At 69.3% G+C, this 19727-nt stretch carries 21 protein-coding genes and 1 tRNA gene; 8 read left to right on the top strand and 14 right to left on the bottom strand.

Annotation, left to right across the window (positions count from 1 at the left end; all coding sequences use genetic code 11):
* Nucleotides 1–103: 103 nt before the first annotated feature.
* Together H5V44_RS10880 and H5V44_RS10875 are read left to right on the top strand one after the other, a co-directional pair.
* A complete protein-coding gene (locus tag H5V44_RS10880; protein WP_185193132.1) occupies nt 104–2773 on the top strand; it encodes a heavy metal translocating P-type ATPase in 2670 nt (889 codons plus the stop codon).
* Between the two features lie 107 nt (nt 2774–2880).
* A complete protein-coding gene (locus H5V44_RS10875) occupies nt 2881–3045 on the top strand; it encodes a hypothetical protein (RefSeq protein WP_185193131.1) in 165 nt (54 codons plus the stop codon).
* A 223-nt stretch (nt 3046–3268) separates the two neighbouring features.
* Here the strand turns inward: H5V44_RS10875 and H5V44_RS10870 are convergent, their stop codons facing one another.
* The 6 genes from H5V44_RS10870 to H5V44_RS10845 all read right to left on the bottom strand — a co-directional run bounded on the left by H5V44_RS10870 (nt 3269) and on the right by H5V44_RS10845 (nt 8400).
* Nucleotides 3269–4279, bottom strand: coding sequence for a lysylphosphatidylglycerol synthase domain-containing protein (locus H5V44_RS10870; protein ID WP_185193130.1), 1011 nt, complete (start codon nt 4277–4279; stop codon nt 3269–3271).
* 771 nt (nt 4280–5050) lie between these two features.
* On the bottom strand, nt 5051–5518 hold the full coding sequence (locus tag H5V44_RS10865) for an HVO_A0114 family putative DNA-binding protein (protein ID WP_185193129.1): 468 nt from the start codon (nt 5516–5518) through the stop codon (nt 5051–5053).
* The gene (locus tag H5V44_RS10860; RefSeq protein ID WP_185193128.1) at nt 5499–5807 is read right to left on the bottom strand and encodes a toxin-antitoxin system TumE family protein; all 309 of its coding nucleotides are present in this window, start codon (nt 5805–5807) and stop codon (nt 5499–5501) included. Before H5V44_RS10860 ends, H5V44_RS10865 begins: the two co-directional genes overlap by 20 nt.
* 439 nt (nt 5808–6246) lie before the next feature.
* Nucleotides 6247–6317 (bottom strand) — tRNA-Gly (locus H5V44_RS10855).
* A 109-nt stretch (nt 6318–6426) separates the two neighbouring features.
* Complete coding sequence (gene panB, locus H5V44_RS10850) at nt 6427–7239, bottom strand: 3-methyl-2-oxobutanoate hydroxymethyltransferase (RefSeq protein WP_185193127.1); 813 nt, start codon at nt 7237–7239, stop codon at nt 6427–6429.
* Nucleotides 7240–7443: 204 nt separating this feature from the next.
* The gene (locus tag H5V44_RS10845; protein ID WP_185193126.1) at nt 7444–8400 is read right to left on the bottom strand and encodes a ketopantoate reductase family protein; all 957 of its coding nucleotides are present in this window, start codon (nt 8398–8400) and stop codon (nt 7444–7446) included.
* Between the two features lie 181 nt (nt 8401–8581).
* Between H5V44_RS10845 and H5V44_RS10840 the strand changes: the two genes are divergently transcribed.
* Together H5V44_RS10840 and H5V44_RS10835 are read left to right on the top strand one after the other, a co-directional pair.
* A complete protein-coding gene (locus tag H5V44_RS10840; protein ID WP_185193125.1) occupies nt 8582–9415 on the top strand; it encodes an NAD+ synthase in 834 nt (277 codons plus the stop codon).
* 84 nt (nt 9416–9499) lie between these two features.
* On the top strand, nt 9500–9751 hold the full coding sequence (locus H5V44_RS10835) for a DUF7533 family protein (protein ID WP_185193124.1): 252 nt from the start codon (nt 9500–9502) through the stop codon (nt 9749–9751).
* A gap of 15 nt (nt 9752–9766) precedes the next feature.
* On the opposite strand, the gene H5V44_RS10830 is transcribed toward H5V44_RS10835, so the two are convergent.
* From H5V44_RS10830 to H5V44_RS10800, 7 genes are all read right to left on the bottom strand, one after another.
* Nucleotides 9767–10972 (bottom strand): M24 family metallopeptidase, encoded by a 1206-nt coding sequence (locus H5V44_RS10830; RefSeq protein ID WP_343067720.1) that lies wholly within the window; start codon nt 10970–10972, stop codon nt 9767–9769.
* 6 nt (nt 10973–10978) lie between these two features.
* Nucleotides 10979–12835 carry a UvrD-helicase domain-containing protein gene (locus H5V44_RS10825; protein ID WP_185193123.1) on the bottom strand — a complete coding sequence of 619 codons (1857 nt, stop codon included), beginning with the start codon at nt 12833–12835 and terminating at the stop codon, nt 10979–10981.
* Between the two features lie 75 nt (nt 12836–12910).
* On the bottom strand, nt 12911–13090 hold the full coding sequence (locus tag H5V44_RS10820; protein ID WP_185193122.1) for an HVO_0416 family zinc finger protein: 180 nt from the start codon (nt 13088–13090) through the stop codon (nt 12911–12913).
* 100 nt (nt 13091–13190) lie between these two features.
* On the bottom strand, nt 13191–14735 hold the full coding sequence (locus H5V44_RS10815) for a carboxypeptidase M32 (protein ID WP_185193121.1): 1545 nt from the start codon (nt 14733–14735) through the stop codon (nt 13191–13193).
* Nucleotides 14736–14799: 64 nt separating this feature from the next.
* On the bottom strand, nt 14800–15912 hold the full coding sequence (locus H5V44_RS10810) for a M20/M25/M40 family metallo-hydrolase (RefSeq protein ID WP_185193120.1): 1113 nt from the start codon (nt 15910–15912) through the stop codon (nt 14800–14802).
* Nucleotides 15913–16216: 304 nt separating this feature from the next.
* Nucleotides 16217–16813 carry a pyridoxal 5'-phosphate synthase glutaminase subunit PdxT gene (gene pdxT, locus H5V44_RS10805; protein ID WP_185193119.1) on the bottom strand — a complete coding sequence of 199 codons (597 nt, stop codon included), beginning with the start codon at nt 16811–16813 and terminating at the stop codon, nt 16217–16219.
* Nucleotides 16814–16868: 55 nt separating this feature from the next.
* Nucleotides 16869–17033, bottom strand: a complete 165-nt coding sequence (locus tag H5V44_RS10800; protein WP_185193118.1) for a preprotein translocase subunit Sec61beta — start codon at nt 17031–17033, stop codon at nt 16869–16871.
* A 210-nt stretch (nt 17034–17243) separates the two neighbouring features.
* On the opposite strand from H5V44_RS10800, the gene trxA reads away from it, so the two are divergent.
* Together trxA and H5V44_RS10790 are read left to right on the top strand one after the other, a co-directional pair.
* Entirely contained in the window at nt 17244–17522 is a 279-nt protein-coding gene (gene trxA, locus H5V44_RS10795) for a thioredoxin (protein ID WP_185193117.1), read from the top strand.
* A gap of 94 nt (nt 17523–17616) precedes the next feature.
* Entirely contained in the window at nt 17617–17766 is a 150-nt protein-coding gene (locus H5V44_RS10790) for a 50S ribosomal protein L40e (RefSeq protein WP_185193116.1), read from the top strand.
* 276 nt (nt 17767–18042) lie between these two features.
* Here the strand turns inward: H5V44_RS10790 and H5V44_RS10785 are convergent, their stop codons facing one another.
* The gene (locus H5V44_RS10785; protein ID WP_185193115.1) at nt 18043–18675 is read right to left on the bottom strand and encodes an MBL fold metallo-hydrolase; all 633 of its coding nucleotides are present in this window, start codon (nt 18673–18675) and stop codon (nt 18043–18045) included.
* Nucleotides 18676–18877: 202 nt separating this feature from the next.
* On the opposite strand from H5V44_RS10785, the gene H5V44_RS10780 reads away from it, so the two are divergent.
* Both H5V44_RS10780 and H5V44_RS10775 read left to right on the top strand, forming a co-directional pair.
* On the top strand, nt 18878–19054 hold the full coding sequence (locus tag H5V44_RS10780; protein WP_185193114.1) for a DUF5786 family protein: 177 nt from the start codon (nt 18878–18880) through the stop codon (nt 19052–19054).
* 46 nt (nt 19055–19100) lie between these two features.
* Nucleotides 19101–19715, top strand: coding sequence for an endonuclease dU (locus H5V44_RS10775; RefSeq protein ID WP_185193113.1), 615 nt, complete (start codon nt 19101–19103; stop codon nt 19713–19715).
* The last annotated feature ends 12 nt before the right edge of the window (nt 19716–19727 follow it).

The following is a 19727-nucleotide window of genomic DNA, read 5'->3' as shown; positions in this document are numbered from 1 at the left end:
TCGAGCCGGACCCCCACTTTTCGTTCGAAGGTTTCGATCCCCCGCGAGGACTGCTTCGAAAGGGACAATCGAGGTAAGAGTGGGACTCCTACACTGGCGTACAATGAGTACACGGACGATCCACCTCGACGTCGGGGGGATGACCTGCGCGAACTGCGCGGGGACGGTACAGGACGCCATCGAATCGCTCGACGGCGTCGAGGCCGCGTCGGTCAACGTCGCGACCGACGAGGCGACGGTGACCTTCGACCCGGAGCGAACGTCGCTGGCGGACGTGTACGGCGCGATCGAGTCGGCGGGCTACGACCCGGTTGCCGAGAGCGTCACCGTCGGCATCACCGATATGACGTGTGCCGACTGCGCGGCGACGAACCAGTCGACCCTGGAGTCGACGCCGGGCGTAATCCGCGCGAACGTGAATTTCGCGACCGACGAGGCGCAGGTGGAGTACGTCCCCGGTGAGGTCTCGATCGAGGAGCTCTACGACGCGATCGAGGCGGCGGGCTACACGCCCGTCCGGGAGACCGGGGATGACGGCGGCGACGCCGGTGCTGGTGACGGTGACGACGCCCGCGACGTGGCCCGGAACGACGAGATCAGACGGCAGAAGCGACTCACCCTGTTCGGCGCCGCACTCTCGACGCCGCTGGTTGCGATGCTTGCGCTCCACCTGTTCGCGCCCGGCGCGGTCCCGGCGACGATCCCCGGAACTCGGGTCCCGTTCGGGTGGGTCGCGTTCGCGCTCGCAACGCCCGTGCAGGTCGTGCTCGGCCGGGAGTTCTACGAGAACAGCTACACGGCCGTAGTCCGGAACCGGACCGCGAACATGGACGTGCTGATCGCGCTGGGGTCGACGACGGCGTACCTTTACTCCGTCGTCGCCCTGGTCGGGATCCTCCCCGGCGCGGGGCTGTACTTCGACACCGCCGCCCTGATCCTCGTGTTCATCACACTCGGCAACTACCTCGAAGCCCGCTCGAAGGGCCAGGCGTCGGACGCGCTCCGGTCGCTTTTGGAGATGGAGGCCGACACCGCCACGCTGGTCGACGCGGACGGGGCGGAACGGGAGGTCCCGGTCGAGGAGGTCGCGGTCGGCGACCGGATGAAGGTCCGGCCGGGCGAGAAGATCCCGACCGACGGCGTCGTCGTCGACGGCGAGTCCGCGGTCGACGAGTCGATGGTGACCGGCGAGTCCGTGCCGGTCTCGAAGACGGCGGGCGACGAGGTGGTGGGCTCGACGGTGAACCGGAACGGCGTCCTCGTCGTCGAGGCCACGAAGGTCGGCGCAGACACCGCGATCCAGCAGATCGTCCGGACGGTGAAGGAGGCACAGTCCCGCCAGCCCGAGATCCAGACCGTCGCCGACCGGATCTCGGCGTACTTCGTGCCCGCGGTGATCGCAAACGCGCTGCTGTGGGCGAGCGCCTGGCTGCTCGCGCCCGCCGCGCTCGCGGGGTTCGTGGCGGCGCTCCCGGTGTGGGCGGTCATCGTCGGCGGCCCCGCCGCGGCGGGTGGGACGGTCTCGGCGGTCGAGTTCGCCGTGCTGGTGTTCGCCTCCGCGGTCCTGATCGCGTGTCCCTGTGCGCTCGGGCTCGCCACCCCCGCGGCGACGATGGTCGGCACCTCGATCGGGGCGAACAACGGCGTGGTGTTCAAAGGCGGCGACGTCCTCGAACGCGTCCGCGACGTCGACGCGGTCGTCTTCGACAAGACGGGCACGCTCACCGAAGGCGAGATGTCGCTGACGGACGTCGTCGCCATCGAGCGCGCGCCGGACGGCGGCCGACTCCGCGACGACGACGGTTCGGCGTCCGGTGGCGAGCCCGAAGCCGGTCCGGATGCCGAGGCCGAGGTCCTCCGCTTGGCCGCGGCGGCCGAGCGGAACAGCGAACACCCCCTCGGTCGCGCCGTCGTCGCGGGCGCCGAAGCGCGCGGCATCGACGTCCCCGAGGCGACGGACTTCGAGAACGTCCCCGGGCAGGGCGTCCGCGCGACGGTCGAGGGCGCGACCGTCCTCGTCGGCAACCGCCGGCTGCTCGACGACGCCGGCATCGACACCGCGCCCGCCGAGGAGGAACTGCGGCGGCTGGAATCGGAGGGCAAGACCGCGATGCTCGTCGGGCGGATCCCGCGTGACGCCCCGGACGGGGCCGGGAGCGACGCGGGCGCGGTCGTCGGCGTCGTCGCCGACGCGGACACGGTCAAGCCCACCGCCGCCGACGCGGTCCGCGACCTCCGCGAGCGCGGCCTCGACGTCCACCTGCTCACGGGGGACAACGAACGGACCGCCCGCGCGGTCGCCGACGAGGTCGGGATCGACCCCGACAACGTCCGCGCGGAGGTGTTGCCCGACGACAAGGCCGCCGTGATCGAGTCGATCCAGGCCGAGGGGACAGCGGCGATGATGGTCGGCGACGGCGTCAACGACGCGCCGGCGCTCGCGACGGCCTCGGTCGGGACGGCGCTGGGCTCGGGCACCGACGTCGCCATCGAGGCCGCGGACGTGACGCTGATGCGCGACGATCCGACGGACGTGGTGAAGGCGATCCGGATCTCGGCGGGCACCCTCTCGAAGATCAAGCAGAACCTGTTCTGGGCGCTGGGGTACAATACGGCGATGATCCCGCTGGCGTCGCTCGGGCTGCTGCAGCCCATCCTCGCGGCGGGTGCAATGGCGCTGTCGTCGGTGTCGGTGCTGACGAACAGCCTCCTGTTCCGGCGGTACACCCCGGATCACGACTACCGGCTGCTGGGGATCCTCCGGCGCTGGTAACGTGGACATCCCGCCGTGTGGCCCCCCCGGAGCCTCCGACGGTGGCCCCGCGTGGACGTCGCAACAGGCGTGACGCTTATATGTGACAACGCCTACCATACGAAGTGATGGGAGTTCGTGACGTCCTCCCGATCCTGATAACCGGCGGCGGCGGTTCAGCGACCGACGAGCGCACACACGTCGAGTGTCGTGACTGCGGGACGAATCTCACGAGGGACGCCGAGGGGTGTCCGAACTGCGGTGGCGACGTTGCCGTCTACGACCTGTCGTAGTCGCGTCGGCGCGACGCCGTGAGAACCGCCAGTAAGCGACGACTCCGTCCCGGGTGCCGAGGCGACCCGAAAGCGGGCCGGCGGACCGACGCCGTGAACTCGATCCGGGCAGCGCCGCCGGAGCCGATCTATATAGCCCACAATACCGATCAGGGCACCGTTTCTGCTGGAGATCCGGGGTACGCCGACGGACGGCGGCCGACCGAGACCCCTTCAGAGGTGTTCACCCGGCGGTCGGCCGCCACCCGCGCAACGAGGCGACGCAGATCCCGCCGGCGACCGTGCCGAACGGGAGCGCGAGGGTCCGAACGAGCAGGACCGCCGCCGTCGCCCCGGCGACGGGGGCGCCGGTGACGGCGACCAAGGCCCCACCTAACAGGAGGTCGTACGCCCCGAGGCTCCCCGGGATGGGCACGACACTCGCGACCTGCGGGAGGGGAACGACGACGAGAATCGGGAGGAACGCGCCCCCGACTCCGACCCCGGAGAGGGCGACCCAGAGCGCGGCCGCGGTCAACGCCTGTTCGAGGAGTCCGCCGGCGGCGATGAGGGCCACCAACCCCGGCGTCTCGCGGAAGGCCACGATGCGCTCCCAGTACCGACTGACGGCGTCGACGACCGCCGCACGGCCGTACGACTCGTCACGATAGAGCCCGGACACGCGTCCGACGACCGGCGTGAGTCCCGCAACGAGCCCCGTCGAGAGTACCCGCCGGGACCTGAGCAACGCGCCGCCGAGTGCCACCAGCCCGACGGCCGACACGCCCAGCGTGAGCAGGATCCGCGTCACCTCCGGGGAGCCAGCCAGCACGAACAGGCCGACGAGGCCGGAACAGCCCACTTGTGTTCCCGACTTGACGTACTTCGCGGTCGAGCGGACGCCGAGCGCGTCGGAGTACCCTGCCCCGGTCGCGACGCTGAAAAAGCGGGCCATAATCGGTTCCGAACTGACCGGACCCGCCGGACTGAGCACGTCGAAGAAGTCGCCCGCGAGCGCGAACCGGACGCTGTCCGGACCCGAAAGCCCCTCGCCCAGCGGCTTGATCGACGCCCACACCCCGATCGCATCCGCCACGCCCTCAAGCACAACGAGGACGAACACGACCGCGACCACCCGGGGGCCGACGACGGCCAACCGATCTATGACGGTTCCGACGCCGACCGTGTAAAGATAGCCGCCCAGAACGAGCGCCCCGACGGCGACACCGACGAGAAACCGGAGGAATCGTTGCACGAATTGGGTCCTCTTGTACCGTGAGGGCAGTTCAGCGCCGGCGTACTTCGGTGTACTGATCGAATGATGACCGTCGCTGGCTTGCGCCCCGTCGGGCGGATTCGGCTGCGACGATCCGGCTGGCGGCTCGGCCTCCCGTGTCGAGACGGTCGCTGCCGCTCCCTGATTCGATTCCCTCGTCGCGATTTTCGCCTCGCTTCGCTCGGCAGAAACTGCGCCGACCGGGAGTCACGCGAGTGCAACGAGCGTGAGGTCGGCTGGCAAACGACCGCAGGGAGTGCGCCAGCCGGGAACTGAACCACGGTCGCTGCCGCTCCTGGTTCAATTCCCTCGTCGCGATTTTCGCCTCGCTTCGCTCGGCAGAAACTGCGCCAGCCGGGAGTCACGCGAGTGCAACGAGCGTGAGGTCGGCTGGCAAACGACCGCAGAGAGTGCGCCAGCCGGGAATTGAACCCGGGCTAGTGGCTTGGGAAGCCCGTTCCGTCCGAACGACAGGATTCGGCACCACCCCCGAATCCCTGCGCCATATCCCGGATTTTGGCCTGTTACAGCCGTGATTTGCGGGGCTTTACTTATAAAACCCGGGAGCGTGGCGCTTGGACACTAGCGATTCGGATGAAGGCTGTAGCTGGTTTCAGAGCCAGAATGTTCCCAGCGAGTCGGTGATTAACGACGGTTTTGACGAGGCCGGGATTTAGAGCAGCAAGAACCTGGGATTTCGGGGCTTACCCTGAAGGGTTGAAGCGAAGCGATCGAGCTTCCAAACAGGGACTACGCGGATGCGGCCGACTCTGACTCCTCGCCACGCGGCAGGCCGAACTCGACCTCAATCCGGACCGTGTCGTACGGGACGTACGGCTTCTTCGTGCGACCATCCTCTTCGAAGTGGATGATGTCGTACTCGGCCAACAGGTGAAGATCGTCGTGAACGTCGTGCACGTCACGATCGAGGCGACCGGCCAGCGCCCGGATGCTCTCCGGCGGCTGTTCCATCACCGTTTCGAGGAGCTCCATCCGCCGGTCAGTGAGCAGCTGTCGAAGCCGTGCCCGATCTTCGAAGTTGACGACGTGCGGGACTTCCTCGCCTTGCTCCCACTGCTCGGCGCGCTTGACCGCCGCCGCTTGGGCCTGCTCCGCTGGGAGTGACGTGATACGCAGCGTCGATGGGTACTCGACCTCGCTCGGGTCGGGGGTGAACTCGTCGTGTGTGGGTTCGGTGTCAGTCGGTTCGTTGCTCATAGATTTCGGTCACCTCGTTTTGGAAGTCGTCGATCAGGTCGGAGAGCCCCGCGAACTCCAGCTTCGTGATCTCACCCTCGGGCGGATGTCGGTGGTGTCGACCGACATCCAGGTGATACGGCGAGTTGTCGTACCGCAGGAGCGTGTCGCCGTCAGCGTCCATATACTGGAAGCTGTACTTCAATCCCTGCGGGTAGTCCTCGCTCACCGGGACTTGCCACGCGACCATCTCGTACCGGCTCCCATCCGGTTTCTCGCCTTCGTCCCGGTACAAGACCGTCGCAGGCATTATTCTCCTGTGTTGAGATGCGAACGCAAAGGCGTTAAGCCTTATCGTTGGGTATCAACCCCAACAGTAGACGCGCATTCTCGCCGCCGATTCCTGTCCTGGATCCTTCCCGGACGTGAGCAGCCACCGGATACAGGCTTCGCGCTCGGCACGGTAATCCTGCAGTTGCCTGAGATTGAGGTACACCGGTCCGTGGGCGACAACACGAGGGACACCTCATCGAGGTCGCTCATCGCCCGGTCACCTCGCGCGGGGGATGTGACTGTGTTCGGCTGGTCTGTATCCCCTTCGTTCGTGCGAATCGGGGTGGCGCGGCAACAGCGCTAATCGCCCGATAGCGTCGGGGTCGTCGGTTCGTCTGAATTCCTGTGGCGCAGCATTGTGGCGTCATCGTTGGCTCGTCACAGGCCAAAACCGCAGGACGGCGAAAGGATAGGGATGCGCCAGCCGGGAATTGAACCCGGGCTAGTGGCTTGGGAAGCCACTGTCCTACCACTGGACCACTGGCGCGCTCGCGGCTACACTCGGGCAAGGTCGTCGTGTGAGTATAAAACGTTCGGAGTCGGCGACGAGCCGCCGCTCCCACCCCGAGCCGGGACCGGTCGTCCGCCTCCCGGTCTCAGTTATCCAACTCCAGTCCCTCTTCGACATACGTCTCTTCCTCACCCGGGAACGTTCCCGTCGTGACCGCGTCCCGATACGCTTCGACGGCCTCGATCATCTCCCCGCGGACGTCGCCGAACGCCGTCGCGAACGGTGGCGCGCGCTCGGAGAGTCCCACGGCGTCGTTGACGACAAGCACCTGGCCGTCGGTCTCGGGGCCCGCGCCGATCCCGATGGTGGGGATGTCGAGTTCCTCGGTCACGATCGCTGCGAGGTTGGCGGGGATGTGTTCTAAGATCAGCGAAAAGGCGCCCGCCTCCTCGTGGGCCGCCGCGAGGTCGAGGATCTCCGCGGCGGCCTCCTCGTCGGTGCCCTGCCGCTGCAGCCCCACGCGGTTGATGTGCTGGGGAGTCAGCCCGAGGTGCGCCTGCACCGGGACCCCGAGTTCGACCAGCCGGCGGGTCAAATCAACGGTGTGGGGGCCGCTTTCGAGTTTGACCGCGCCGGCGCCGGCCTCCTTCAGCATCCGCCCGGCGTTGCGGACGCTCTCCGGTTCGCTCACGCCGTAGCTGAGGAAGGGCAAGTCCGCGACCACGAGGGCGTCGTCGACGCCGCGGGCGACCGCCGCGGTGTGGGTCGCGATCGTGTCGAGAGCCACCGGAAGCGCGGAGTCGTGTCCCAGGACCGCGTCGCCGATGCTGTCCCCGACGAGGACGACGTCGATCCCGGCGTCGTCGACGATCCGCGCCGTCGGGGTGTCGTACGCCGTCAACACCGTGATCGGGTCGGCTTCCGGGTCGCGGCCGACGATGTCCCTGACGCTCGGCATACTCCACAGGTGGGACGCGCCGGCGCATAAAAGGCCGGATAGCGGGTCTAATTGGCTTCGATCGAACGGGAACGACCCGGAAATACTGAACGGACATCGGCAGCTCCCTCACCCTCGGCCCCTTCCGGTCCCCGCGTAGATCGGACCGGTCGGCGTTGCTCGACAGGACGGAGTCGTCGCCGTATCCTCCATAGGTTGTGTCCGCTATCGAAGCCCTTCCCCCGCTTCCCACCCGCGGAGCAGCGCACACAGCAACCCGTTCACCGGGGCGTCGACCCCGTGTTCGTCGGCCCGCTCGGCGACGACCCCCGAGACCGCGTCGATCTCGGTCCGGCGGCCGGCGGCGACGTCCTGGAACATCGACGACCGGTTGTCGGCGGTCCGACGGGCCACCGTCTGCGCCGCCTCGACCGCCGCCCCCGCGTCGAGATCGACACCCTCGGCGCGGGCGACGTCGGCAGCCTCCCTTGCGGCCCGCGCGGCGTACTCGGCCGTCGGGCCCTCGAAGACCCGACCGTTCCGGATCCGTGCGAGCGCGGAAACGGGGTTGATGGCGGCGTTGACCGCGAGCTTCCGCCAGAGCCGACGCCCGATGTCGGACTCGACTTCCGCCCCGATCGACGCGGCCCGAAACGCCGCGGCGACCCCTGAGGCGGGGTCGGCCGCGGTCCCCCTTCCGTGTTCGTCCTCCCGGCTGACATCGCCGCCCTCACCCGCCGCGCCGTCGCCACGCCAGGCTCCGACGACGACGTCCCCGCGGCCGGTCCACTCTACGACTCCCGGCTCCGAAAGCATCGCACCGTGGCTCGTCGTTCCGGCGACGACCGGACAGTCCAGCCCGGCCGCGAGCGTCGCCTCGTTGCCGAGGCCGTTCTGCAGCGACACGGCCGCCCCGACGTCGCCGGTGGCGAGGTCCCGCGCGGCCCCGGCCGTGTCGTAGGCTTTCACCGTCACGACCGCGAAGTCGCAGTCGAGTTCCGTCCCGTCGGTCGTCGCCGCCGGCGACGCCTCGAAGTCGTCGACGCCGGTCACCCGGAGACCGTGCTCACGGACGGCGGAGATGTGGGGATCCCGCCCCACGAGCGTCACGTCGTGGGCGCCGTCGAGCAGCGCACCGAACAGGCTTCCCAGGCTGCCGGCCCCGAAGATGACGATCCGCATCGTGCCGTGGGTTGCGCTCGGGCGGACATAAACGCGGCCGTCCTTCGCCGTGGTGCGCCGGCGGCCACCGCAGGTCGCCGTTCCCCGTCGATCGGGCACCGATCCGCGATACAACCGAACGCTCGTCCAGATAATTCCGGACACAGGTGAGTATTAGTGTACGCAACCGTACGTACACACGATGAGCACGGATCAACAGGTCCTACAGTCCGACGCACCGCTCGATCTCCGGCTGTCCGACGCCGAACTCGACGCCACCGCAGCCCATCTCGCAGCGTTCATCGAGGACGTCGTCGACGACGCGGGCGCGGAGGGCGCCGTCATCGGACTCTCCGGCGGGATCGACAGCACCACCGTGGCGTACCTCGCGGTCGAGGCGCTGGGGCCCAGCAACGTCCACGGTCTGGTGATGCCCAGCGTCGCCAACTCGGAGGAGAATATGAGCGACGCCGAGTGGGTCGCCGAGGAGCTCGGCATCGAGTACGACGTCGTGGAGATCCAGCCGATCGCGGAGGCGTTCTTCGATGCGTTCCCCGAGGCCGCCGACGATCGGATGGCCGCGGGCAACGTCTACGTCCGGACCCGCGCGGTCCTGAACTACTTCGTCGCCAACCACGAGAACCGGGTCGTGCTCGGCACCGGCAACCGCGCGGAGGCGATGGCGGGCTACTACACCAAGTACGGCGACCAGGCGGTCGACTGCAACCCCATCGGCAACCTCTACAAACAGCAGGTCCGCCAGCTTGCGGCCCACCTCGGCGCGCCCGAGAACCTGGTGACGAAGACGCCCTCCGCGGAGATGTGGTCGGGCCAGACCGACGAGGCGGAGATGGGCCTGGACTACGACACCCTCGACGCAATCCTCGCGCTCCACGTCGACGGCCCGCTTTCGAAAGCCGCCACGGTCCGGGCGCTCAACGTCGACGAGAGCCACGTCGAGCGCGTGGTCGACCTCCACGAGCGGAGCGCCCACAAGCGGGCGATGCCGCCGGCGCCCGACCCGCTCCACCGGTAGGCGGGCGACAGCCGTCGCGGCGACTCGATCGAACCACTACCCCGACCGCGGCGCTTTTGCCCCGTCGCCGCCGATCGGCGGACGATGCGACTCGGGATCCTCGGCACGATCCAACTGGCCGCGACCGTCATCTTCGCCGCACCCGTGGGCATCTTCGGGCTGACCCGGCTCACGGAGGGCGACGTCTTGCTGGGCGGCGGGTTGCTCGCGGTCGCGGTCGCAATGGTCGCGCTGCCGCAGTACCTCACCACCCCGGGTGAGATCCCGATGAAGATCATCGAGGGGGTCGTGGGGCGGGCGGTCGTGACGCCCGACGACGACGAGGACGCCGAGTAGTTCCGGCGCGAACGCTCAGGGTCGCGGCGTGAACGACGGGTCGCCCTCGCCCAGCCGGTCGTAACCGTCCGCCGTCACGACAACGAGGGCGGACAGCCGGACCTCTCCCCGATCGGGCTCCGTCACTCCCGGCTCGACGGCCACGACGTGTCCCGGTTTCAGTTCCGCGTCGCTGTCGAGGAACGGCCGCTCACGCCGCGAGAGCCCGACGCCGTGGCCGGGCGCGGCTGCCTCCTCGGCCACCGCCGCGGGATCGAACCCGAACGCCGCGAGTTCGGCGTCTGCCTCCCGGCCGACCGCGCTCGCGACGGCGCCGGCCTCGACCTCGGCGAGCGCGGCGTCGAGCGCGGATTCGACCGCGACGTACGCCCGGCGTTCCCACCCGCCGTCGCTGTCGACGACGACCGTTCGGGTCACGGAGCCGTGGTACCCGTACGGCCCCCGCGGCGCGACGGCGACGACGACCGGGTCGTCAACCCGGATCCGGCCGTCAGTCCCGTTCATCCCGCCGGCTTCCGTCCCCGCCCCTGCGGCGACGACGGTGTTGCCCCCGCCCGTGACGCCGCGCCGGGCGAGTTCGGCGTTCGTCGCCCGTCGGAGACGGCCGGCGGTGACCGGGCGGCCCTCCGACCGAAGTTCGTCGCCGTCGACCTCGGCCGCCGCAAGTAGGCGCTCGGCCTCGCGGACGCCCGCCGTCGCCGCCCGCTGGACGGCGTCGATCGCGTCGGTCTCGCCGTCCGACTTGACGACGCGTGCCTCGGCGACCGCCGTCGTCGACCGGAGTTCGTAGCCCGCCCATTCGAGGTAGACCGCGGCGTCGTGGGGGATCGTCGGCGGCACAAGGACCACGGCACCCGGCGCCGCATCGCCGCGTTCGCGGTCGAGGATCGCGGCGGCGCGTTCGCCCGCCGGGTCGGCAACGCGGTCGACCGTGACCTCGCCGTCGAACCCGGCTTCCGCCGCCCTGACGCATCCGGCCGGCGCACACAACACGCTCCTGCCGGGAACGCGGACGAACGCGTACCCGCGTTCGGGGCCCTCGAACCGGGTCAGATACCGGAGGTCCGGATCGAAGCGGCCGCCGACCGCGACGAAGCCGGCGGCGCCGATGTCGTCGATCGCGGCGTCGACCGGGCCGTAGTCGATCCCCGGTGGCTCCGGAGTCAGGATTCGGTCGCGACCGGCGTCCCCGTTGGGATCGCCGGGCCGCTCGGAAGCCACGGCCGGCTACGCGTCCGGCTCCGGCGCCGGCGCGTCGGCCTCCTGGGCGGCGTCCAGCAGCTCCTCGACGGATTCCTCGCGGATCTCGTTGTGGAGGAGGACGCTGACCGGAAGGGTCGGCGCGCCGCTCACCAGATTTTCGAGGAGGACGAGCCGCTCTCTGGCCCGCGACATTCCGACGTAGAACACCCGCCGCTCGTTGTCGGTGAGGATCGGGACCGGATCGGTCTTGGAGGTGAACTCCTCGACGCCCGGCACCTCGGTATCGTCGACCGACGCCGCCATCTGTTCGACCACCTTCTCGGTCAGGTCGGTGGCGACGAAGACGTGGTCGGCCTCCCGACCCTTCGCGGAGTGGATGGTGCCGATCCGGACGCGGTCGGGGTCCATTTTCCGATAGTCGCCGTCGAAGTACGCCTCCACGGAGTTGCGCTGGAACGACGTGACCTTCCGGAGCATATCGCCCGCGGAATCGGCGTCGGGTGCGAACGGCGCGAACTCCGCGATAGTGTCGGGGTCGACCCGCAGTTCGGTGAGGTCGTCGGCGTTCGACTCTCCTTCGAGTTCGTCGATGTAGTCGAACAGTTCGTCGCGGTCGTTCGTCCCGAACGCCGACTCTTGGAGCATATCCGCGAGCCGGCGGGCCTGGAGGCCGTCGAGTTCCGTCCCCTCGTCGAGGGCCTCCACGGCGCGGACGTACTGTGTCAGCCGGTCGGTCCACATCCGCTGGTCGGTCAGCGCCGAAAAGGGCATCCCCAGCGGGAGGAACTCGTCGATAAAGCGGAACAGCTGGTAGCGTGCCCGGAACAACACCATAATGGTCTCGTCGTCGTCGCCGCTCTCGATGGTGTAGCGGACGTTGCGGGCGAGATCCAGCATCGAGGGGGAGTCGATCCCCTCGACGGTGCCGCCCTCCTTCCGCGGCCGGAGGTCCTTCTCCTGGCGGGTGTCGATGTGACGGATCTCCTGGTTCACCACGCTGAGCACCCGCGAGGGCAGCCGGTAGGAGTTCGGGAGGATCACGTCCTCGTCGCGGTCGGCGTCCAGCAGCAGGTTCGGGTCAGCGCCCTGCCACGCGTAGACCACCTGGTCGTCGTCGCCGGCGACCAGCACGCGGTCCATGTGCGGTTTCCACTCCTCGTAGACGTCGTACTGCAGGGTCGTGATGTCCTGGAACTCGTCGATCACCAGGTTGTCGACGTGAGGGACCAGCGACCGCTGTTTGACCCGTTCGAGCATGTCCGCGAAGCCGACCAGACCGTGTTCGCCCTTGTAGGCGCGCCACGCCCGGATGACCTCCGGCACGTCGATCCGGTCGTCGTCGGAGGGCCACGTCGGCGTGTACTTGTTACCCTCCTGGGCGTTGGGGTCGACCTCGGGGGGAAGTCGGACCTCCTCGACGTTCCACTGGAAGGGGACGTCGTACCAGTCGGCGACGTCGCGGCGGGTCCGCTGGAGCCACTGGCTCGTGGCGATGATCTTGTTGCCGATGGTGGTCGAGCGGGCGGTCCGCCGGCCCGCGCCGCTGTACTCGTCTTCGAACTCGATGCCGAACTCCTCGCAGAACTCCTGTTTGTCGTCCTCGCCGACGACGTCGCCGCGGGAGAGATCCAGCAGTTCGTACGCTTTCGCGTGCATCGTCGCCACGTTCCCCTTCAGCGCTCGGGGGGAGACGCCGCGGCGCTCCGCGAGGCGCTCGCGGACCTCCGCGGCGGCCGCCCGGGTGTAGGAGACGACGAGGATGTCGCGGATCGACACGTCCTCGCGCTCCAGCAGCTCGTCGACGCGGTCCAGCAAGGCGGTCGTCTTCCCGCTTCCCGGTCCACCGAACAACCGGGTGACTGTGGTGTCCGAGTCGGTCATTGGACCGTTCCACGCGCTTGTCCGTGATAAGTCACCTGTTTCGAGAAGGCGGCCCGCCCGGGCTTTCGTGTGCAGCTACTGGGGGTTCCACCCGCAGACTGTACAGTCGACGGCGTCGTCGTCGTGAAGCGCACCGCACTCCGGGCACTGCTTTTTGTTATACGACTCCTCCCATCGTACCGGCTCGGTCTCGTGACCGCGGTCGTCGAGGAACTCGTCGAACAGGGCGTCGTCCGGAGTTGGTGTCGCTGCCATACGGCCTGTGGTATGCGTTGTCATCACTTAGTTGTACCGCCGATTTCCGCGGGCCGAAAACGGACGTTCGACCGAAGTGAATACCGTTAAAATGGACCGTTCAGACGGTATCGAGGTCGTAGAGCGCGCCGTACTTCTCGGTGACGTAGTCGACGAACGCGTCGGCGGTGAACGGCGATCCCGTGGCGTGTTCGACCAGGTCGTCGGTCTCGTAGCGGGCGCCGTGGCGGTGGACGTTCTCGGTCAGCCACCCGTGGAGCGCGTCGAACTCGCCGGCGGCGACCGACGACTCAAGGCCGTCGATGTCGGCCTCGGCGGCGGCGTACAGCTGTGCGGCCATCGCCGACCCCAGCGAGTACGTCGGGAAGTAGCCGAAGTTGCCGTGGGCCCAGTGGATGTCCTGGAGACAGCCTTCGGTATCAGTCTCCGGCCGGATCCCGAGGTACTGCTCGTACTTGTCGTTCCACACGTCGGGGACCTCGGCGACGTCGAGATCGCCGCGGATCAGGTCGCGCTCGATCTCGTAGCGGATCACGACGTGGAGGTGGTAGGTGAGTTCGTCGGCCTCGACCCGGATGAGGTTGTTCTCGTACACCTGGTTTGCGGCCTCGTAGGCCTCCCGCGGGGTCACGTCCGACGCCTGGGGAAACTGTTCTGCGACCGTCGGGAGGAAGCTCTCCCAGAACGCCTGCGAGCGGCCGACGTGGTTCTCCCACAGCCGCGATTGGGACTCGTGGACCGAGAGGTCCCGATCCTCGCCCAGCGGGGTCGCGTAGTGGTCGTCCGGCAGCCCCAGCGTGTAGGTCGCGTGCCCGAACTCGTGGACGGTCGACAAAAGCGACCCCAGCGGGTCCGACTCGTCGAACCGGGTCGTCACCCGGGCGTCGAACGTCGTCCCCGACGAGAACGGATGGGGGGCGGTGTCGAGCCGGCCGCGCTCCCAGGGGTAGCCCAGCGCCGTCAACACGTCGCGGCAGAGTTCCTCCTGCGTGTCGGCGGGATACTCCCCCAGCGAGGTGAACGCGTCGGTCGCGAGGTCCGCCTCGGAGGCGCGGATCTCCTCGATCATCGGCACCAGCGTCTCCTTGAGCGTCGCGAGGATCGACTCTGCGCGCTCCAAGGGGAGACACGGCTCGAACTCCTCGAAGAGTACGGCATACGGGTCGCGGTCGGGGTCGATCTGCTCGGCGTACTCCCGGCTGAGTTCGACGTGGGTCTCCAGATGCGGCACGAAGGACTCGAAGTCGTCGTCGGCCTTCGCCGCCTCCCACGCCGGCAGCGCCTCCGAGGACGCCGTCGACATCTCCTCGATCAGCGACCGGGGGACCGCCGCCGCGCGGTCGTGTTTCCGGCGGATCTCCCTGACCGACGCCGACAATTCGGGGGTCAGCTCCGCGGATTCGAGTTCGTCGAGCGCCTCGGCGACGGCGTCGTCGGTGAGCAGTTCGTGGGAGAGCCCCGACAGCGTCGAGAGCTGCTGGGAGCGCGCCGGGGTGCCCGCCTCGGGCATCATCACCTGCTGGTCCCACGAGAGGACGCCGCTCGCCGCCTTGAGGTTCGCCACGCGCCGGTACTCCTCGAGGAGTCGCCGGTATGCGTCCGGCGCCTCCTCGGACCGCTCGGCCTCGGATGCGTCTGTCGCCATCGTTGGATGCACGCGTCGTACGGGTATCAACCCGACGGCTGTGCGGGGACGGCGGACCGCCCGCTCACGTCGCCGGCCACCGCTCGGCGACCCGCCGGTAGAGCCGTCGACACCGCTCTAAGACATCGAGCGAGACGCTCTCGGTCGCGGTGTGTGCCTCCCCCGGCTCGGCCGCACCGGCGACGACGCAGGTCGTCCCGGCGGCCGCGAGCCACCCGGCGTCGGTGGCGTGCGGCTTGACGACGTGGTCGGGCGTTCCTGTCTGTGCCGCGTCGGCGGCCGCGAGCGCGGCGTCGGCGAAGTCGGCGTCGTCGCACGCCATCGGGGGGAGGTCCTGGTCGACGGTCCACTCGACGCCGTCGACCGTTTCGACGCGGTCGAGCGGGACCCGCTCGCCCGGGACGGTTCGCTCGTCGACCGTGACCGAACAGTCCTCGGGGATCACGTTCCACCCCGACCCGCCCTCGATCCCGGTGACGGCGACGCTTCCCCGAACTTGGTGGCCGAGGACCGTGGTCTCCGGCGCGGGGAGGTCCCGCACGACGTCGACCGCGTCGCAGGCGCGGTAGACCGCGTTCTCGCCCGCGTCGGGCTCGCTGGCGTGGGCCGCCGTCCCGTGGGCCGTCAGGGTCGACCCCCGTCGGCCGCGGTGGGCGACCGCGACGTCGGTCGTGTCGGGGCCGGAATACCCCGTCGTCCCCTCGCCGACGACGGCGTAATCCGGCGCGAACCCGTCGTCGATGGCGGCGCGGGCGCCCACGCCGCCCCGCTCCTCGCCGGCGAACGACGCGAACACGAGTTCGCCGGCCGGGTCGGCGTCCCGGAACGCGAGCAGTGCGGCCGCGAGCGACCCCTTCATATCCGCGGTGCCGCGGCCGTGGAGCCGGCCCTCCCGCGCCTCGATGCGGTACTCCGGGTCGGGGTCGTCTGGCGTCCCCGACACCACCTGCGAGGGGTCGGGGTCGACCACGTCGTGGTGGCCGACGAGCGCGAGCGACGCCGCCCCCTCGCCCCGGCGTGCGAGGACGTTGCCGTGGTCGTCGCGGCGCACCGCGGCGTCGGTCTCCGCGCGCAGCCACTCCTCGACGGCGTCGCCGGCCGCCCCCTCGTCGGCGTGGCTCGGGATCGAAACCAGCCGTCTGGTGAGTTCCGCCACCGCCGCCGTGTCCTGGGTCACGTTCTTCGATGGGGTCGGCTCCGTACAAAAACCTCCGGAGTGGTCGGTCGCTCGTGTTTAGCCACGCGATGGCGACCGAACAACCGCCGACGGGCGGGACTGGAAGGGGCCGCGGTCTCGACGAAGACTGGCGAAGCAAGGACCGCAGGAGCGAGCCGGGCGAGACCGGATGTCTCGCTGGAAACCGGCGGCGAGCCGCCGGTGACGAAGCGAGCAACGAGGACCGCAGCGAGCCAATCGAGTCGCGAGCGCGGGGGCTTCCGGAGTCGCTATGTCGCCGTTCGCACCCACCCGAACAGTGCCATCACGCTTCGACCGCGACGTCCTCGAAGAACGCGAGGTCGTGGATCCGGCTGTCGGCGGTGAGTTCGGGGTGGAACGCGGTGCCGACCACCGGGCCGTCCCGGACCGCGACCGGGTCGCCCTCCCAGGCCGCCAACACCTCGACCCCCTCGCCGACCGCGTCGATGACGGGCGCGCGGATGAACACCGCCGGGAACGGCTCGTCGAAGCCGGCGACGTCAAGCGGCGCCTCGAAGCTGTCGACCTGCCGGCCGAACGCGTTGCGGTCGACGGTGGCGTCGATGAGATCCAGGGTATCCACTCGGTCGTCGTTGGCGTCGCTGGAAGCGACAATCAGCCCCGCACACGTCGCGAGCACGGGTTTGCCGGCGGCGACGTGGTCCCGTATCTCCCGATCGATCCCCTCCCGGGAGAGGAGTCGCGAGATGGCGGTCGACTCCCCGCCCGGCAGGAGCAGCACGTCGCAGTCCGGGACCGTCCCCGACTGCCTGATCTCGTGGACCTCGACGTCCTCGCCGTGGGCCGCCCCCGCGCGCCGGATCGCCGCCGCGTGCTCGGAGACGTCGCCCTGGACGGCGACGACACCTGCTCGTAACATACGTTACTGGACGAGTTGCGGCGACAAAAAGCGACCGTTCCGTGCGGTTTCCGCCTCAGATCGCGACGGCGTTCAGCACGAGGACGCCGACGCCGAACAGGAGGCCGAACGCGACGATGGTCTTCGGGTCGATCCGGATGGCGTTGCGGTCCTCGGCGTCGAAGTAGCGGACGAGTCCCGCACTGGACATCAGCCCGCCGGAGTTCTGGCCGCTGCTCATACCCGAGGGTTGGCTGTCTCCCGCCTAAACGTTTCGGATCGGCGGGTTCGTTTCCGGGGCTCGATCCCCGCCCCGACGAACGGCGACGTATAGGGGAGGACCCGCTCGGTTCGTCCGGTCCCGTCCCGCGCGGTCGATCGCGCTACCGGCCGGGTTCGGGGGTGGTGGAAACGCTTATGCGACGGCCGGCGCAACGGGGCATCGCACACGATGACTGTCCGACTACTGGATTTCTACGCCGACTGGTGTGGTCCGTGCAAGAAGCAGGACCCCATCCTCGAGGAGCTGGAGGCCGAGTACGACGACGTCGAGTTCCGGAAGATCGACGTCGACACCGAGCAGGACGTCGCAAACCAGTACCAGGTCCGATCGTTGCCGACGGTCGTCGTCGAGCGCGACGGCGACATCGTCGACCGGTTCGTCGGCTTCACCCAGCGGGAGGACATCGAGGCCGCCCTGGAGCAGGCCGCACAGCCCGCCGGCGCCTGAAGTTTGAAGTTCCGGCCGCGGCGCGCCCGGGTTCGTTCCGTGCCGCGTCGACCGTCTCGCAAGGGTTATGATCCCGCACCCGGAACTCACGGGTATGCCCAAGAACGACGCCGCGGTCGCACGCGAACTGGAGAAGCAGATCTGTATGCGGTGTAACGCCCGAAACCCGCAGCGCGCCGACTCCTGTCGGAAGTGCGGCTACAAGAACCTCCGACCCAAGTCGAAGGAACGCCGCGCCGCCTGACATCCTCCCGGGACTGAAGTCGTGGGGTTTCCGGTCACGGACCGGGCGTCCCACGGCGGAAGGTTCCCCACTCATCGACGGTGGGGTTGTGGGCCGTGCCAGTGCGGCCCCCGACCGAGATAGCGGGCTTCATCCACCTCCGCGTGGAGTGGGTATCCTCACCTCGGACTCGGCATCACAACCGATAACCATCGTAGTCGTTTCGGGTGGTGTCGGATTCATCCCACGACTGAACTCGTGGGCTTTCGCCTCGAACCACTGTAACGCCGCCTTTCGCTACTCGTCCGGATACTTCGGGTCCCGCCGCTCCGCCCGCGCTAACGCCCGCTCGATGACCGCCCGGACCGACTCGTCGGGCCCCGTCGGGTCCGCACGGTAGATGTCGCCGTGGCCGGCGTACAGCCCCGATACCGTCTCGGGCAGCCGGTCGAGCAGGGTCCGCAGGCTCCCGATCAGCCGCTCCCGCGACTGTCCGGGGTAGTCGGTCCGCCCGAAACTGCCGTCGTCGAACGCGCCGTCGTTGTACACCACCACGTCGCCGCTGAACACCCGCTCGCTGCCGACGAACGAGACGTGGTCCGCGGCGTGGCCGGGGGTGTGGACCACCTCGTAGGACTCCCCGCCGAGATCGATCGTCCGGCCGTCTTCGAGTCCGCCGGTCCGGCGCGGGTGGTCGCCGTGAGCGTAGAGGTCGGCGTCGAACCGGTCGAGCACCGCGTCGAGTTCCCCCACGTGGTCGCCGTGCTGGTGGGTGAGGTAGACGGCGTCGAGGTCCTCGACGTGGTCGGCGATCACGTCGTCGACGCCCGGCATCGTCCCCGCGTCGACGAGCGCCGGCGGGTCGCCCGCGAGCAGGTAGGCGTTGCAGGTGAACTCCGTTGCGCCCTCGGTAACGGTGTGAATCTCCATACGCCGGGGTACCGCCGCGGCGCGCAAAAAGCCTCGGCAGTCGCGGGGTGGGTCCGTTCGGCTCCCGCGGACGGCCCCCGATCGCCCGTTGCGGGCGGGGAGCCGCCGGCTCCCCCGCCGACGTACCGGCCGACTTCCCGCGTCGTGCCGCGGCCCGACTCTGCGTGTGTTTTTTATCGCTGCCCGTGTTACTGTACCACGTATGGGATTCGGGAGCTACGACGAGTCCGAACAGGAGAACCAGGACTTCGACACCGACCTCGACGACGAGGACGGCGTTGCCACCTCCCAGGCGGACCACGGCGGCGACGTCGAGTTCGAGATCGGCGCATCGAACGACGAACTTCTCGACCGGCTCAAGGACATCAAAGAGGAGTGACGACCCCACGGGTGGCGAACGGGCGCGGAAACGGCATCGAGCGACGGTGAAACCCGGGACCCGGGCGCTGGGCGTTGCCGAGTCGACGGTCGAGGACCACTGCCTGTTCTGCGGTGCCGTCGTCCGCGCCGACCGCGCCGTCGACGGCGTCAGCTTCGCGTCGGCGACCGTCGGCGGCCTCGACGCGACCGACGCGGTCCTGCGGCTGCTCGATCGGCTCGACCGCGACGACGTCCGGTACCTGCTGGTTTCGGGCGTCGCCCCCGCGTGGTTCAACGTCCTCGACCTCGACCGGGTCGCCGCGGCGGCCGACCGGCCGGTGCTCGCACTCTCCTATGAGGCGAGTCCGGGGCTGGCGCCGGCGATCGAACGGGCGTTCGAGGGCGAAGCCGCCGCCGAACGCCTGGCGGTCTACGACCGGTTGCCGCCGCGGCGACGCCTCCGCGTGAACGACGAAACGGTGTTCGTCAGAAGCGTCGGCCTCGGCGGGGAAGCCGCCGACCCCGGGGACGGCTCGACACCGACAGCGTCCGACGACGTGGCGCGGGTGATCCGGGCGTACACGCCGAGCGGCGGCCGCCCCGAACCGGTCCGGGTGGCGAGGCTGGCGGCCCGGGGCGCACAGGCGTGGCGCGCCGCCGACGCGGACCGTCACGGGTAAGTCCCGCCCGTC

It is taken from the genome of Halobellus ruber (genome assembly GCF_014212355.1).
Lineage (GTDB): Archaea > Halobacteriota > Halobacteria > Halobacteriales > Haloferacaceae > Haloquadratum > Haloquadratum rubrum.
Note: the sequence above shows the minus strand (reverse complement) of the source record. Positions and strands in the feature narration are given on the sequence as shown.